The organism is Ornithinibacillus massiliensis (assembly GCF_018310345.1).
Taxonomy (GTDB): domain Bacteria; phylum Bacillota; class Bacilli; order Bacillales; family Amphibacillaceae; genus Ornithinibacillus; species Ornithinibacillus massiliensis.
Genome location: NZ_JAGXBY010000004.1, coordinates 166,990 through 182,179 on the forward strand (window position 1 = coordinate 166,990; position 15,190 = coordinate 182,179).

The 15,190-nt window shown below is 35.2% G+C and carries 14 protein-coding genes, 2 pseudogenes and 1 riboswitch; of the genes and pseudogenes, 3 read left to right on the plus strand and 13 right to left on the minus strand.

The window, feature by feature from the left end:
• Positions 1–403 precede the first annotated feature (403 nt).
• The 4 genes from ribE to KGF86_RS12980 all read right to left on the minus strand — a co-directional run bounded on the left by ribE (position 404) and on the right by KGF86_RS12980 (position 5,237).
• A complete protein-coding gene (gene ribE, locus KGF86_RS12965; protein WP_186868982.1) occupies positions 404–1,054 on the minus strand; it encodes a riboflavin synthase in 651 nt (216 codons plus the stop codon).
• Positions 1,055–1,816: 762 nt separating this feature from the next.
• Positions 1,817–1,961: riboswitch (FMN riboswitch) on the minus strand.
• A 340-nt stretch (positions 1,962–2,301) separates the two neighbouring features.
• The gene (locus KGF86_RS12970) at positions 2,302–3,309 is read right to left on the minus strand and encodes a ketoacyl-ACP synthase III (RefSeq protein ID WP_211742129.1); all 1,008 of its coding nucleotides are present in this window, start codon (positions 3,307–3,309) and stop codon (positions 2,302–2,304) included.
• Positions 3,310–3,602: 293 nt separating this feature from the next.
• Positions 3,603–4,040 carry a GNAT family N-acetyltransferase gene (locus KGF86_RS12975; protein WP_211742130.1) on the minus strand — a complete coding sequence of 146 codons (438 nt, stop codon included), beginning with the start codon at positions 4,038–4,040 and terminating at the stop codon, positions 3,603–3,605.
• A 261-nt stretch (positions 4,041–4,301) separates the two neighbouring features.
• Positions 4,302–5,237, minus strand: a complete 936-nt coding sequence (locus tag KGF86_RS12980; RefSeq protein WP_211742131.1) for an NADP-dependent oxidoreductase — start codon at positions 5,235–5,237, stop codon at positions 4,302–4,304.
• A 280-nt stretch (positions 5,238–5,517) separates the two neighbouring features.
• Here KGF86_RS12980 and hpaB point away from each other — a divergent pair, with 280 nt between their 5' ends.
• Entirely contained in the window at positions 5,518–6,972 is a 1,455-nt protein-coding gene (gene hpaB / locus KGF86_RS12985; RefSeq protein ID WP_211742132.1) for a 4-hydroxyphenylacetate 3-monooxygenase, oxygenase component, read from the plus strand.
• A gap of 185 nt (positions 6,973–7,157) precedes the next feature.
• On the opposite strand, the gene KGF86_RS12990 is transcribed toward hpaB, so the two are convergent.
• Positions 7,158–7,709, minus strand: coding sequence for a flavodoxin family protein (locus KGF86_RS12990; protein WP_186868987.1), 552 nt, complete (start codon positions 7,707–7,709; stop codon positions 7,158–7,160).
• 128 nt (positions 7,710–7,837) lie between these two features.
• Between KGF86_RS12990 and KGF86_RS12995 the strand changes: the two genes are divergently transcribed.
• Positions 7,838–8,737 carry a LysR family transcriptional regulator gene (locus KGF86_RS12995; protein WP_211742133.1) on the plus strand — a complete coding sequence of 300 codons (900 nt, stop codon included), beginning with the start codon at positions 7,838–7,840 and terminating at the stop codon, positions 8,735–8,737.
• A 278-nt stretch (positions 8,738–9,015) separates the two neighbouring features.
• On the opposite strand, the gene KGF86_RS13000 is transcribed toward KGF86_RS12995, so the two are convergent.
• Positions 9,016–9,819: a serine hydrolase domain-containing protein gene (locus KGF86_RS13000; RefSeq protein ID WP_246521546.1), complete on the minus strand. Its 804-nt coding sequence runs from the start codon at positions 9,817–9,819 to the stop codon at positions 9,016–9,018.
• Positions 9,820–10,282: 463 nt separating this feature from the next.
• Here KGF86_RS13000 and KGF86_RS13005 point away from each other — a divergent pair, with 463 nt between their 5' ends.
• Complete coding sequence (locus KGF86_RS13005) at positions 10,283–10,426, plus strand: hypothetical protein (protein ID WP_211742134.1); 144 nt, start codon at positions 10,283–10,285, stop codon at positions 10,424–10,426.
• On the opposite strand, the gene KGF86_RS13010 is transcribed toward KGF86_RS13005, so the two are convergent.
• From KGF86_RS13010 to KGF86_RS13040, 7 genes and pseudogenes are all read right to left on the minus strand, one after another.
• The gene (locus KGF86_RS13010) at positions 10,419–10,703 is read right to left on the minus strand and encodes a hypothetical protein (protein WP_211742135.1); all 285 of its coding nucleotides are present in this window, start codon (positions 10,701–10,703) and stop codon (positions 10,419–10,421) included. The two genes, KGF86_RS13005 and KGF86_RS13010, sit on opposite strands and share 8 nt — an antisense overlap.
• A gap of 95 nt (positions 10,704–10,798) precedes the next feature.
• Positions 10,799–11,265: pseudogene (locus KGF86_RS13015) on the minus strand (GNAT family N-acetyltransferase).
• Positions 11,266–11,561: 296 nt separating this feature from the next.
• Positions 11,562–12,113, minus strand: a complete 552-nt coding sequence (locus KGF86_RS13020; protein WP_211742136.1) for a hypothetical protein — start codon at positions 12,111–12,113, stop codon at positions 11,562–11,564.
• Positions 12,114–12,328: 215 nt separating this feature from the next.
• Positions 12,329–12,943 (minus strand): Type 1 glutamine amidotransferase-like domain-containing protein, encoded by a 615-nt coding sequence (locus KGF86_RS13025; protein ID WP_211742137.1) that lies wholly within the window; start codon positions 12,941–12,943, stop codon positions 12,329–12,331.
• 81 nt (positions 12,944–13,024) lie between these two features.
• Positions 13,025–13,293: pseudogene (locus tag KGF86_RS13030) on the minus strand (hypothetical protein); the annotation flags it as partial.
• 9 nt (positions 13,294–13,302) lie between these two features.
• Positions 13,303–14,172 carry a PhzF family phenazine biosynthesis protein gene (locus KGF86_RS13035; protein ID WP_211742138.1) on the minus strand — a complete coding sequence of 290 codons (870 nt, stop codon included), beginning with the start codon at positions 14,170–14,172 and terminating at the stop codon, positions 13,303–13,305.
• 422 nt (positions 14,173–14,594) lie between these two features.
• Complete coding sequence (locus KGF86_RS13040) at positions 14,595–15,146, minus strand: hypothetical protein (protein ID WP_186868994.1); 552 nt, start codon at positions 15,144–15,146, stop codon at positions 14,595–14,597.
• Between the last annotated feature and the right edge of the window lie 44 nt (positions 15,147–15,190).

A 15,190-nucleotide genomic window follows, 5' to 3' on the forward strand; every position in this document is an offset into this window, starting at 1 on the left:
TCTTGCTTTCATTCCGGTAAAAGGGCACTGATATCACTCCTCTGTCACCTTTTCCTGTTTCCGTTCCTGCAAAAGGGCACTGATCAGCCTGCTCTGTTACCTTTTCCTGTTTCCAATCCAGTAAAAGGGCACTGATTAGCCTGCTCTGTTACCTTTTCCTGTTTCCGTTCCTGCAAAAGGGCACTGATCAGCCTGCTCTGTTACCTTTTCCAGCTTCCTTTCCTGTCAAAGGGCACTGATATCAATTCTCTGTTACCTTTTCCCGCTTCCACTCCGTAAAAGGGCACTGATCAACCTTCTCTGTTACCTTCTCCTGCTTTCATTCCGGTAAAAGGGCACTGATCACATTAATCCGTTATCCCCACCTACTCCCATTCCCCATAAGGGACTGGCGGCTTTCCGATCAGCTAAATCCATGCTCTTTCAGAAACTCATTTGAAATAGTATTGGGTGGAAGGACGGATTCCTTAGTCCCAACAATCGAGTAGATGTATTTGCCAATAACATCAAATTCTATATTTACGTCCTCTCCTACTCTTTTTTTACCGAGTACCGTTTCATTCGCTGTATGCGGTATAATGGAAACTGTTACACTAGTATCTGCTTTATTAAAAACAGTTAGAGAAATACCGTCAATTGCTATCGATCCTTTTAACAAGACAACATGCTTGAGGTTAGGCAGTAGCGAAATATCAATATAGATTGCGTTCTGTCTTCGCTCTCTTTTCGTTATTTTCCCAATAGTATCGACATGCCCGGTTACAATATGTCCCCCAAATCGGCTATCTGCACGCATTGCTCTCTCAAGGTTGACTGAAGTTCCTTTTTGCAGATTAGCTAATGTGGTTGTATGGAAGGTTTCAGGCATAACATCAGCAAAGAAACGATTATTATGAATATCCGTTACGGTTAAACAAACACCATTGATTGCAATACTATCACCCAGTTTTATATCCTCCATTATTTTATTTGCTTTAATAGAAAGGGAAATCGTTTCTCCCTGCTTTTTCACTTCATCGATGCTTCCCAATTCCTCAATGATTCCAGTGAACAACGTTATTCCTCCTCTTTAAATTACACTGCCGTTATGCCGGCACTCTGGACTACTCATGAACTCGCGCCTAAAAAAACATCCTCTAGAAACGTGATATGTTCTACCTATACAGAGGTCCCGTATTCCCCTTTTTAATTCTAGGTAGCCCATTACTCGAACGAACTTCCATTTAATGCGAGGTGGATTATTAAAATCCTAAGAATGAAAGGATAAGAGAAACACAATTTCGATTTAACTCCATACCAAAGAAGCATCATTATGCTGCTCTAAAAGGAGAAATTCATAAATTACAATCCAAAATTAAATCGTAAAAAGATAACGTAAATGGGATTTTCACCGTGGGGTCTTCTGGTGATTGAAGAGGTTTTTATTTTGAAGAAATAAAATGAGTCTTTCCTAGCAATTCAGCGTCCTTCAAACATATGTTAGAAAAACTAATAGTGAATTCTGCCAGAATATCCATTTTCTTTCCGTAATGTTTACTGCGATATTTCTAACTAATGATATGCCTAGTTCAACTTTACAAATGGAGTTTGCGTAAATGATATCTATATCACCAAAACTCTATGCTTATAGTATTTGGTCTCTTTACTGCTCTACCGAGTTGTTTTTTATGCTAGAGAGATACACATATAATGTTAGTAGAACACTATTCCTCCCTTCAGTTATCGTTCTCCATTGTAAAAAAATCCCCTGCTTATCTAGGCAGGGGAGAACAGTGCACAACAAAACTAAAGTCCAATAGTTTTTTGAACAATTTCCGCTTTTCTTCTCCCATCCAGACTTTTACTGTCGGCTTTGGAATTTCACCAAATCCACCGTGTTCACTTATTAAACACGGGTCACGGACTAAGAGGTTGCCCTCATCACCGCCGGTTGGGAATTGCACCCGACCCCGAAGAAAATCCTATTCAATTAAAGGGTAAAATTGTTGGTTACCAATAGTCCCCTCAAAACCTTGTCGTTAAAGGGGTTCCTATCCTAATCCTAACCAAGATTGCCATGATGGTTCATTTCGTAACATCAACCAATCATTTCAAACATAATCTCTACCCAATTTATATACTATAATCGTTCTACTGTATTTGCAAGGAAAGGGATTGGATTCCAATCGTATCCGGTCCCAATTTGTATTGAATCCAAGATAATCAGGATTGAGTACCATTGTTCCCACTGCTCTATTTTCCACTCTCAATCCCAACCTTTTAATAATCACAGGTACTCACTTTTTTGGTAAGTAAAAGTCCTCACAATGCTAAAGGGGTATTAACCTGCTCGTCAAAATTTACTTCTAAAAGTTGACCTGCATGAACTAAACCCGCTCCAAAACCATACATCAAAACGCGATCTCCATTTTTGACCTTTCCTTCCCTTAGGCCTAGATCAAGCGCTAAAGGTATGGTTGCTGCTGATGTATTTCCAAACTTGACCAAGCTGTAAAGCGCTTTTTCCAATGGGAAATCTAATTTTTCACAAATTGGTTCTATCAACCGTAAGTTAGCACTATGGGGAATCAACCAATCTACCTCATCCAAACGCATCTGTGACTTCTCTAACAACTGTCTAATATTTTCTGGAACATTTCTTGTAACCCAGCGAAAAACTTCTCTACCATTTTGCACAAGGTATTGTGTATCGATTAACTCAATCCCATTAACCTTGTTTGATAGCCCAGTACGGTATACATGTTGAGCTCCACTTCCATCACTTCCTAAATGGAACCCCATGAAACTGTTTTGTTTCTCATCGCTTTCAATCAATACCGCTCCTGCACCATCACCAAATAATACACATGTGCTTCTATCGGTATAATCGGTGATTTTCGATAACGTTTCCGCTCCTACGACAAGAACCTTTTTGTGCAGTCCAGACGCTATATAGGTATGTGCTGTATGCAATCCGTAAACAAATCCAGCACAAGCGGCACTCAAATCCAAAGCACCTGTTTGCGAGATATTTAATCGGTCTTGTATGATGCTTGAGACAGATGGAAATGGAAAGTCTGGTGTACTTGTTGCAACGATAATCATATCTACATCATCGACTTTTTTATCATACCTTTGCATTAAATCTTTTATGGCAGATACACATAAATCACTCGTGAATTCATCAGAACGTGATATTCTACGCTCGTGAATTCCTGTCCTTTGAACAATCCATTCATTATTCGTTTCGACCATTTGCTCCAATTCAAAATTAGTTAGTCGTTTTTCTGGCACATATGTTCCAATAGCCGTTATTCTTGCCCCAATCATGTGTTCACCTCATTTTAGTATCTAATATTAATACCTGGTACTAATTATAACATATTTATTTGATAATCTGTCAATGTAACAATTTGGAATAGAACGTATCTACATCCAATCTATCTCCATATATTTCCACATCTAAACATTAGTGGTGTCACTGAAGAAAAGAATACAAATTTAAAAAGTGGACGGGTATTTACCCCATCCACTTTTTTATAAAGCTCCTCTTATTATCTGTAGTTTAACTAGATTATACAACCATCCTGCTATTTTAGTATCTTTGATGAAAAAACCTTATTTTATAAGGAAATACTCATAGTAATTGTCCTGTTTTCAAAGCCCAAGCTTTCATATATTTTCATTGCTGGATTTCCATCAAATACGCTTAAACGAATTTCGAAGTATCCTTCTTGTTTCAATTGTTCCATACCTGTTTTAATTAATTGTTTGGAAATACCTTTACCTCTATATTCCTCTAATACAAATAATTCATAAATAAATCCGAAAGCCTTACCAGAAAAATTGTCTTTGCTTCCTCCTATAAGAATCCACCCCGTCATTACATTGTTTTCCGTGGATATTAAATAATAACACCCCTTCTTTAGAAGAGGTTCTACCAGTTGTTTTGCTCTTTCCATCGTTGGTTCTGTTTCACCTAAAGTTCCCTCAAATATCGCTTGTGGAGAAAGTGCTAATATCTTTTCAATTTCTACCTCATTTGGTTTTCTTATGTTCACTTTTCAACTCACCCATTCTAAAAAATATTACACCTATATTCCATATACTTTTATGTAAATATGAGGTTCCTTTTTCAAAGAGTGTATCATAGGTTTCTAAATTTTGTATAAAATTCTATCTAATAATCAAATTTTCAGTGACAACGAAAAAAGCTAATGTCAGCAACAATAGTGACATTAGCTTTTTTTATACGTGTTTGAAAGGGTAAATCCATTGTTATTGTATAAAAAGCATTTTATAGACGGAACATGTATCCTTAATTATTTTATCTTAATAACGATCTTTCCTTTTGCATGATGTGTCTCACTTAATTGATGGGCTTCCTTTAAACCAGCTTCTGTAAATGGCATAACGTGTCCGATGATTGATTTAACAATACCGCGTTCCATTATATCTGCAATTTCAGCAAGCTGTTTTCCACTGGGATCAAGCCAGTAGGAACCAGCTTTTATCCCTTTCTCCTTTGCCCTTTCCTCGCTTGGCGTGCCTGCAATTGATACGAGCTTTCCACCTTCCTTTAACACATCGAAGCTCTTATTCATTATTTCTCCACCCATTGTATCCAGCACGATATCGTAATCGGATAAGACGTCCGAAAAGTCTTGTTCTTTATAATTAATAAATTGGTCAACACCTAATTCATTTAACAATTCTTTGTTTTTTTCACTGGCAGTAGAAGCCACATACGCACCAAAATGCTTAGCAAACTGAATTGCATAACTCCCAACACCACCAGCACCTGCATGTATTAAAACTTTATCTCCTGCTTTTATATTTGAAAAATCAACCAGACATTGCCATGCGGTCTCACCTGCAAGTGGAACTGCTGCAGCCTCTTCAAATGTTATGTTATCGGGAATTAGAGCCAGTAAATCCTCATCTACTGCTGTATATTCAGCATATGTTCCTTTGTTAGTTGTTGCTGGTCGAGCAAAGACACGGTCCCCTACCTTAAATCTTGTCACATCTTTTCCTACTTCTTTTACAATCCCAGCTGCATCCCAACCTAAAATGATTGGGAAAGAAAATGGAAGCATCTCTTTCAAATATCCGTAACGCATCTTCCAGTCTATTGGATTTATAGATGTCGCATATAATTCGACTAGAACTTGATTATTCTCGATTTCGGGTGTTGGTATCTCTTGCTCCTTTAATTCATTAATAGAGCCATAATTATTAATAATGATTGCTTTCATTTATATAAACTCCCTCTTATATTTTTATTTAAAACCATTACGTATAAAATTTAACAACATATTTATAGTATTAACTACTTTTTTGCTCTTATGAAGTACTACTTGAGCTTCTTAGTTTGGTTTCTGCTATTGGGAATTAGCTAAAATCAGATGAACAAACACAATGAGCTTATAGTGCTTTTCCAATGATAATAGTGGAACTGACGAGGGAACAGACTAATAAAATAGTACAGTAGAGATGAATCTGCATTTAACAGCAAATGGATATAGGAGTGTTATTATGGGAGCTATTAATGGGACGGAATTTATTAATCGCTTAAATCAGCTAGATACTGAAATTTGGCTAGATGGGAAAAAAGTTGAGGGGAAAATCTCTGAGCACCCAGTATTTAAAGGAGTTCTTCAGACTAAGGCTTCCTTATATGATATGCAGCATCATCCTAAATATAAAGATGAGATGACTTTTCTTTCGCCAGAAACAGGGGATTCTGTCGGCCTATCCTTCTTACAACCCAAAACGAAGGATGACTTATTAAATAGGCGAAAGGCAGCTGAGCATTGGGCTAGACAAACTGGTGGTTTTATGGGAAGGAGTCCCGATTACCTCAATACCGCTGTGATGAGTTTTGCCTCTTCTTCTCCTGTATTGAGTGGACGTGTAAATTGTTTTCCGGAAAATATTCAATCTTTATATAAATTAGCGATGACAAAAGACCTTTCATTCACCCATACCTTTGTCTCACCCCAAGTAAATCGTTCCGAGGTATATTTAGAATCCTCTGAAGAAGAACCGATTGTCGCCCGGGTGATTGGTAGGAATGAAGAAGGAATTGTTATTAAAGGAGCACGTCTCCTAGCTACTCAAGGCGGATTAACCGACGAGGTATTAGTTTTCAGTAATCCAGCTTTCTTGTTAGATGAGGAGGAAGCTTTTGCTTTTTCCATTCCATCAGATACTATCGGTTTAAAATTTATTTGCAGAGAGTCGTTTATTGGTGGAGATTCACTTTTTAATCATCCCTTAAGCTCTCGATTTGAGGAAATGGATACCATTCTTGTTTTTGACAATGTTCTAGTTCCGTGGAATCGAGTATTCTATTATGACAATGCTATGGCAGCGACAGACTTCTTATTTCAAAGCTCTTTTCACGTTTTTACGGCCCACCAAGCAGTGACCAGACAAATTGTCAAAACCGAATTAATTTTAGGTCTTGCTGAGCTTTTAGTACAAACCATTAACGTGAGCGAGTACCAACATATACAAGAAAAGCTGTCAGAAATCATTATTGGTCTTGAAACAATAAAGGCACTGTTGGAGAAATCGGAAAATGATGCAGCATTGGACCAATGGGGAACAATGCGACCGAATATCGTTCCACTTCAGGTTGCCAATAACATCTTCCCTAAAATTTATCCCCGCTTCACCGAAATCATTCAATTAATTGGCGCTAGCGGACTGGTTGGTTTGCCTACGGAAAATGCATTTAATTCTCCCATCCGAGACGATCTCAATCAGTACCTTCAAGCAGCAACGAAAAACGCAGAGGATCGAGTGAAAATATTTAGGTTAGCCTGGGACCTGACAATGAGTTCATTTGGAACGAGACAAACTCAATATGAAAGGTACTTCTTTGGAGATCCCATCCGATTATCAAGCCGTCTATACAAAGCCTATCCAATTACTGATTATGTGAAAAAGGTTAGTAATTTCTTAGATTTGGAAACTGAAGTATAAAAAAATCGAAATAAAAATAATAAGTTCTAAACTGCTTTTAAAGTGCTATTATCATTAGGCCTGCTCGTGTTAGAATGAAAGCTTTACTATAAAGCAGGCCCATTTGGTTTTCTTAAGGCTTTATCTCATTAACACCTTTCTTAATTTCAAGATAATATTTTAAGAGTGCTGTTTTCGAATGGTCATTAATTTACCTGTTGTTTTAAGGAGCGATGAATCTGTTCTGCAATTACCAATGCTTGCTCATCCTGAAGAATGGCATTCGGTTTATTCCCTTGGCCAAGTACATATCCCTCAAAAGAAATACCTATAAAATCAAAAATGTATTGAAATTGCTCAATCAAGGGTAGTCCTTTTAATAATGGGCTATCTCCTCCAACCGCAATTACATAGGCTTTCTTGGAAGACATAACATCTTTAAAATCAGGATAGTTTGCATCTTTTAACGTCTGTGACCAGCGATCGATAAACAACTTCATTGTTCCAGACATGCTATACCAATAAATAGGGGTTGCGAATAGAAGAATATCATGGGACAGAACCCTATTCAAGATAATGTTATAATCATCATTTACTTCTTCAAATCCCCCCTGAACATGACGCTGATCGTTAATTGGTTTGATTTCATAATCCTTTAAATATATCTTCTCCACAGGTAAATCTTGAATAACTCGTTCTGTTAGAGTCTCCGTATTACCCTTTACCCGTGTTCCTCCATAAATAACGCCTATTGTCATTACTTACTACTCCTTTATCATACATAGTTTGTTGATTGAATACTCCTATCTTATAATGGAAATAGGAATCGATAAAGATGATTATTTCGATTATATCAATCATAATTTCCGATTAAGAGGTGACTGAGATGGAGACAAAGCAATTAATTACGTTTAAAGTAGCTGCAGAGAATTTGAACTTCACACAAACAGCAAAGATACTAAAATTTGCCCAATCTAGTGTAACAGCACAAATTAAGTCCCTTGAAGAAGAACTCGATACGAAGTTATTTGAACGGTTAGGAAAAAGAATATATTTAACAGAATCAGGAAAACAGTTCAAACATTATGCTGAGAAAATGATTGCACTATCAGAGGAAGCAAAATTGGTAACTAGCGGGATAAAAGAACCTTCAGGCACCATTGTGATTGGCGCACAAGAAAGCCAATGCACGTACCGTCTTCCGCCAATACTAAAAGCATTTAAAAAGCAATTTCCTAATATTAAGCTGGTATTTAAACCTGCTCATTCCGACGAATTAGCAAAAGAGGAATTACGAAAAGGTAATCTTGATATAGCTTTTATCATGGATATAGTTAAACCAGGACATTCACTAACCACAGAACCGCTTACCCAGGATGAAATGAAACTTGTAGCTTCACCTGAACATCCCTTAGCAAGTAAAAATATAGTCTTCACGAAAGACTTAGAACAGGAAACCTTTCTATTAACTGAAAAAGGGTGCTCCTACCGCACGATTTTAGAAGATACTTTATATGAAGCTGGTGTCTTCCCAACTAATAAGTTCGAATTTGTTAGTATAGAAGCCATAAAACAATGTGTGATGGCTGATTTAGGAATAGCTATTCTACCAGCAATGGTAGTAGAACGTGATATTAAGGATGGTCGTATGAAAGAACTAAAATGGGAGCAAACTGTTCCAACTCTTTATACTCAGATTGCTTGGCATAGAGATAAGGAATTGACAATTCCTATACAGTCTTTTATAGAGTTAACTCGACGGACTTTAAGGGAGAATCAACTTTAAAATAGTCAAGATAAATTTTTGAGTTGATACAAAATACTTATTAAATATCACCAAGAAAACTAACTATTTTTAATCTAATTAGTTTTTCTTGGTGGATTAGTGTTCATATATCTTCTTCAAATTTTCGAGTTAACTTTCTTAATACAAGTTATGTTCATTTCAAACCTTCACTATAAAACCATGAGCCACGCTTCCATGTTTATCTAAAGTTCGGGTAGTTAATTCTTTTCATTTATCCTTACCTACATTCTCCGAAAGTATTTCAGCATAACTCCTCTTCATTCATTATTAACAATGTGATCAGTGACACAAGGAAGTAAATAGTCCTTAAAATAATCTATAAGTCGTGATGAGTCATCTTTTATACTGCTTGTCATCACTACTACCAACCGATATTCAGGTGCGAGAATAATATATTGCCCCTCGTACCCTACAGCTAGAACAATCCTACCTATCTGATTGTCAAATTGTTTATTCCACCAGTGGTATGCGTAGGAGGTGCCATCATTAACTTTAACTTTTGGACTTGTGGATTCCTCAATCCATTCAATAGGCAAGATTTGTTTAGATTTCCATCGTCCTTCATTTACATAAAGCGCTCCGAATTTTAACATATCAACCGTTTTCATTGTTAATCCGAATCCACCAATGGCTATATCTTGAGCATCACGATTCCACTTATAATCCGTTATTCCTAAAGGTGTAAATAAATACTTTTTAGCAAAGTCTTCCGTATTTAATCCAGTCGCCTTTTGTAAGATGGCACTTAATAACTGTGATGAACCGCAGCTGTATACCATTTCTTTGCCTGGAGGATGATCAACGTCCTGTTCAAGTACAAAGTTGACCCAATTTTTGCTAGGTATCATACCACTATTACCCGGCCAATGTAACCCTGAAGTCATAGTTAATAAGTGCTTGATTGTAATTCTCTGATTCTCTTTATCTTTATTAAATTCCGGAAAGTAATTAATTATTGGTGTATTGACATTCTCGATATCCCCTTTATCTATCGCAATTCCAATTAGTGCAGAAAGAATACTTTTTGTGACAGAATATATTTTATGTTGTTTTTCTTTCATTTTGTTGTTTCGAAAGTATTCAAATATCACAGTATTATTCCTTAGCACAAGGCCGCTACCAACTTTGTCTTTTTTTATTGCCTTTTTCAAACTCCGTTAAAGGTTTCATTCTACTGGGGATCCCCCTTATATAGTAATCCAATACCTATCACACCTCTTTGGGAAGAGAAAAATAACAACGAAGTTAATGTGAACTAAACTTTCCGCTTTAGTACAGTAATTAATATGATTACACATAAAAAAGCCACAGAATTATATAAATAACCCTGTGGCTAAATGTTTATAATCGTACAAATGCCGAAGTTCATAATTGCCTAGTCCAATCATGAAAAAAAATTCCCTTATCTTAATCCGTTTGAATGAGAGGCAATATATTTAACTTCCAAGGTTATCTTCTCTAAAATTATCATTGTTACCTCTCACTCCCTTCACTAATATTAAGAAAATTATACCATTTTTTATATTGAAATCAAACAAGAATCCAGTAGAAGAAAGATATGGTTATAAAAATAATTATTTACTTTTGCCTCTTTATGTTCGGAGAAGTCTATTTTCACGAAACCCTGATATGATTAACACAGCCGTTAGTGAAAATTTAATTACGTAGTCATAGAAAATCCTATTTTTATCCCTATAGGAATGGAGATCCAAGTAATTATAAGTGAAATAATAAAATAAGGTATTAAATCCTTATAGAACTGAATTAGAACGAATATCGCACCAATCCCCCAGATAACAAGAATTATGAAAAACTCTGGTGCAACATATGTTTCGTCTGTATAATTTTCAGCAATGGTTCCACCCGCAAAAAACATAGATATCATGAGAGCAATAAAACCACTTATTAATAGGTTAACCAGTGCTATTATCTTTCGTTTACTCATGATTTCTCCCTCCCTTCGCTTCAAAACTATCCTTTCCTTTGACTCAGCAATTCCGTTGCCCTTGTTATACAAAAGCACCCTTTACCCGATAAGAATCATAAACACTTATATTCCATTTTTAAAAACTCAAATGTGCTACCATTTGTATTTTGCATAAAAGTCTCAACATCTTTAAAACCAACTTTTCTGTATAAATTTATCGCTCTTTGATTAAAAGTTGCCACTGATAATGTGATTTTTTCAGGTGTGAATTCTGATTGGATAAAATTAATACCCGCCCTTAAAAATCTTGTCCCATTCCCTTTTCCAGTTAAATCTGGTCTCATTCCTAAACCAATATCAAAAATTCTATCAGTAACTTTACTAATACTAAGGAAAGCAACCAGTTCATCTCCTTTCGTTACAGCAAACGTTGCGTTTCCTCGTTCTTCTGGATTTAAAAATTGTTCTAAATCTTCTTCATCAGCTTCCATATCATAAAAAGAATACTCCCCATCATAATGCCAGTAAACGCGATATCTTCAGCTTGTTCTTGTGTCAAAACACTAAATTTATAAGCCATTTTTATTCTCCTTTATTTCTTAAATACCTTATATCTCTTTGTTCCACTCCCCTGTCTCAGTAGCTTATTAACTTCCAGTTAAATAATAACATAATTTTCCGATAATAATACCAGGTATTTAACCAGAAGAAAAAGGTGATCTTCTTTGACCACCTTTGTTTATCTCTTACACCGGTTTTATCATATATTTTTCATCATATTTATTCTTCAGGAGGTAATTTATACGTAATCTCTCCGTTTTATTTAGGAATTCAATTCTCAGCACATCATTCTTATCAACGACCATTCTTGAACTTTTATGCGTATTTTTCATTTTTGGTTAGGAAAATGTAATAATAGCTAATTAAAAATAATACTTCCAGTAATACTAAAGCACCCATCATAGTAGTTGCTATCATCGGGACAAAATTAAAGATAGCACTTATACCAGCTAGGATTAATAAGAACGACATAACGTTTACTAGATTGTATAACAGCTTTTTATTCGTTTTTGTCGCTAAACTGTCTAGCAGTTGGAAAATAATAATAAATACCATAAACATGCCTGCAATAATAAACACAACTCCAACTACAGCTACAATTACCCCTGAAGTAGTTGACATAGCTATCGATAAGGGCGAATTACCTGTTAAATTCAACAAGAAAAAGAAAATACTGTGAGCAATCATAATAATGACATAGGGTTTGACCTTTAAAATTATTTGATTCGTTCTCCCCAATTCAATTATCCCAAAAAATATCGAGACATATCCAATGATGTTAGTTATGTAGTAAGTCACTCCGAAATCCCAAAAACTTAAATTTGTTTTAAAGAATACAAAGATTAATCCAACAAAAATATTTATCATTAATAACTTACCTCCTTTATCATTGGCTATCTATAACGTAATCAGCACACTATCTTCCTTTAAAATAGCCCGTATGTGTAAGTTATTTTTCTACACAAGCTATTTAAGCTTACTTCACTTTACCATATTTTCGTAATTTTCTACAATTAGGTCGCCACCTACTCATTTCAATGGTACAACTAGGTTCTGTAGCCCGATCAATGAAAAAAAGCACCTTATATATCTATCAATAGAATTTGATCCTCCCGTAATCTTGTAACGGACATATTCTTTTGTCTTTCAAATTCTGTTAACCTTTCTTCAATGGACTTCCCAGAGGGATTTGCAAAAATATCTTCGCTATCATAATGAGGAAAAATAGCTTTTTCCGTTATTGTTAGTGCTGTTAAATCATTTAGTTCAAACACGTTCATCTCTGGTGTAAAATAATTAACTACTTCAATATTTGGTCCTAAAATAACTGCCCCAGCACTTACTCCAACAAATATAGTAGGCTGCTTCACCAATTCTTTTAATATGGAGTCAGCTCCACTTTTTTTCATATGATAAAGCAATTTAAATGGGTTTCCACCGTTGATATAAATAATGTTATACTGTTTAAGTTTATTTGGTTCATCAAATTCGATATCAAGAAATTCTACTTGTTTAATCCCCATTTTGATGAAATCATTCTTTGCTTTAATCGCATATTTGTTAGTTTCTTTATGTGGTGAAGCCGTAGTTATGATGACAGCTTTAGGATTAAGTAATTGTTCTTTTATTATTGTTAGGAATTCATTTTTTATCGTGTCTGTAAAAAAGCCATTTGAAGTTAAAAAGATTTTAGCCATTTTGCTTCTCCTTTAATTTACAAATTCTTCTTCGACTCTTCTGTTCCTTTAGCACAAGAAGCTTTAAATCGCACTCGTTAGTTAAATAAAAATCACTATCATTAGTAGCCGCCTTTTAAACAGCTCCAATCTAAAATTCTCCTCTAAATCGGCTAGCTTCATTAACTTCTCCGATATACCTTTCCAATCTCTATTTACAGACATTGATGACACACCCCCAGCACCTTAGCTTGTTCAGTCTTCAACATTGATAAATGTGAATGCCTATCTCTAAAATACGCTGCATAATCATTGGTCTTCTTGCACTTAATTTGGAAAAAGAAGAATGTTGTATACCCTATAGTATCACTGTAATGGGTTCATATTTCCACTTCAATTTCCGATAAATTCAATACCTTTCCACCAACTTTGACTCCAATTACTTCTAGTCCCTCAACTATTAATTCCACTATTATCTCTGAAGGCTTTTTCATTGAATAACCCTGTTCCATTACAAATTGGTGATCACATTTCGTTTTAGTGTTTCCGTACTTGTATAGATAACATGCAAGAGCACCATTGGAGGTACCAGTTGCTGCCTCCTCACGTATACCATATAATGGAGCAAAATTCCTGCAGTGAGCATTGGAGCCAAATAGCGATTCAAAGGTAAAAACATGATATCCTATAGTATTATATTTACTGCTAATTTGGGATACTTCTTCAAAATTTGGTTTAATTGAATTTAATATGTCGATACTTTTTACAGGAATAAGTATATCCCTGAGGCCAGTTGAAACGACTTGCACCGGAAGTATATCTATCATTTCATTTTCATTAATGTTCAAGGAATCAGCTATTTCCTTTCTATTTACAATCTCATAAAAACTTGGAGCGTTTTGTTCCATCATAATAGATGAATCTTCCTTTACCTCCACACTTAAAATTCCTGCCTTAGTCTCTTGAAGAAATACTCCAGGCTTGATTAAACCCTTACTTAAGAGTACATAAAATGTTGCGATGGTAGCGTGTCCACAAAGTTCTACCTCCTCTTCAGGGGTAAAAAATCTTACTTTAAAATGTGCTGATTCTGACTTCATGACAAAGGCAGTCTCACTAAACCCAATTGCACCTGCAATCTTTTTCATACTTTCATCTGATAAAGAATCCGCATCAAGCACAACTCCGGCTGGATTACCCCCTTCTATTGTTTTAGCAAATGAATTTACTGTATATACTTTTAATTTCATATTTTTATTCCCCTAGGCAGATTTTATCAACTATGCACATTATTCTATGACTTTACTTTTTATCAACTTTAACAGTATTTTTGGAGATTTCCAAAATATGTCCACACTCTTTGCAACGCCAAGTTATTTGTTTATCTGAACCAAGCCTGAAGCAAACGCACATAAATTAACCTTATATTTTACCATGTTTTCTCTACCCACTCATCATTTCTCCCGCAATAAAAACTGAATGGATATCATTATCAGGCTGACTTACTATTTGATGATAATCTTTGATGATACTATATAAAATTTCTGTTCTCCCTTTTAAAAAAGGATTCCTTTTTATAAGACTCGCTTATATCATATGATAAACTCCTAAATTCACTATCCGTATGACTCAACAAGAATAGCTCTTCTTTCTTTAACCTAATTTTGTTTCTCTACTTTAAAACATAGTATGGATTTTCCACTAATTCGATCCCTGCTGTTTCATACCTAATAAACACACTTTCATAATCCCATTCTCCATTTACACACATTACCCTTCTTAACCCTTTTTCATCTAATTTATTATCCTCTTCTTTGGTTATAAGAGCTGTAAAGTAATACTTTAATAGGATATTACCGATGGCATCTTCATCCGGGGACTCTTTTTTTAATTCTTTGATTATATCTTTGAAATATATGTTTTTGCATACTACGTGTTCCTTTATGTATGAAGTTTTCTTATTACTTTCGTACATTTCTAACGATATGGGGGTAATGTATTTATGCACTCCTATACTATTCCAATCATAATTTATATCTAAAGTTTCTCTTGCTGAGGACCTTAAGCATCTATACACGAAGCCTTGAATAAAATTCGTACTATTATGAAAGGTATGTCTAGATTCTGGATCCATTAATTTTATTGCACTGTAGTTTCTTATTAACCACTCTACTGCCCTTTTATAAACTATTCTCTCAGATGATGTATTAGTATTTTTTAACATATTCTTACCTCCCTAGTGCTAAAGGAAATACCACTTACAGTATC

Coding starts and splice junctions, on each gene's coding strand:
- KGF86_RS12970 (WP_211742129.1), bottom strand. CDS start 3,309: ATGATTGGGGCAAGAATAACGGCTATTGGAACATATGTGCCAGAAAAA.
- KGF86_RS12980 (WP_211742131.1), bottom strand. CDS start 5,237: ATGAAAGCAATCATTATTAATAATTATGGCTCTATTAATGAATTAAAG.
- hpaB (WP_211742132.1), top strand. CDS start 5,518: ATGGGAGCTATTAATGGGACGGAATTTATTAATCGCTTAAATCAGCTA.
- KGF86_RS12990 (WP_186868987.1), bottom strand. CDS start 7,709: ATGACAATAGGCGTTATTTATGGAGGAACACGGGTAAAGGGTAATACG.
- KGF86_RS12995 (WP_211742133.1), top strand. CDS start 7,838: ATGGAGACAAAGCAATTAATTACGTTTAAAGTAGCTGCAGAGAATTTG.
- KGF86_RS13000 (WP_246521546.1), bottom strand. CDS start 9,819: ATGAAAGAAAAACAACATAAAATATATTCTGTCACAAAAAGTATTCTT.
- KGF86_RS13010 (WP_211742135.1), bottom strand. CDS start 10,703: ATGAGTAAACGAAAGATAATAGCACTGGTTAACCTATTAATAAGTGGT.
- KGF86_RS13020 (WP_211742136.1), bottom strand. CDS start 12,113: ATGATAAATATTTTTGTTGGATTAATCTTTGTATTCTTTAAAACAAAT.
- KGF86_RS13025 (WP_211742137.1), bottom strand. CDS start 12,943: ATGGCTAAAATCTTTTTAACTTCAAATGGCTTTTTTACAGACACGATA.
- KGF86_RS13035 (WP_211742138.1), bottom strand. CDS start 14,172: ATGAAATTAAAAGTATATACAGTAAATTCATTTGCTAAAACAATAGAA.
- KGF86_RS13040 (WP_186868994.1), bottom strand. CDS start 15,146: ATGTTAAAAAATACTAATACATCATCTGAGAGAATAGTTTATAAAAGG.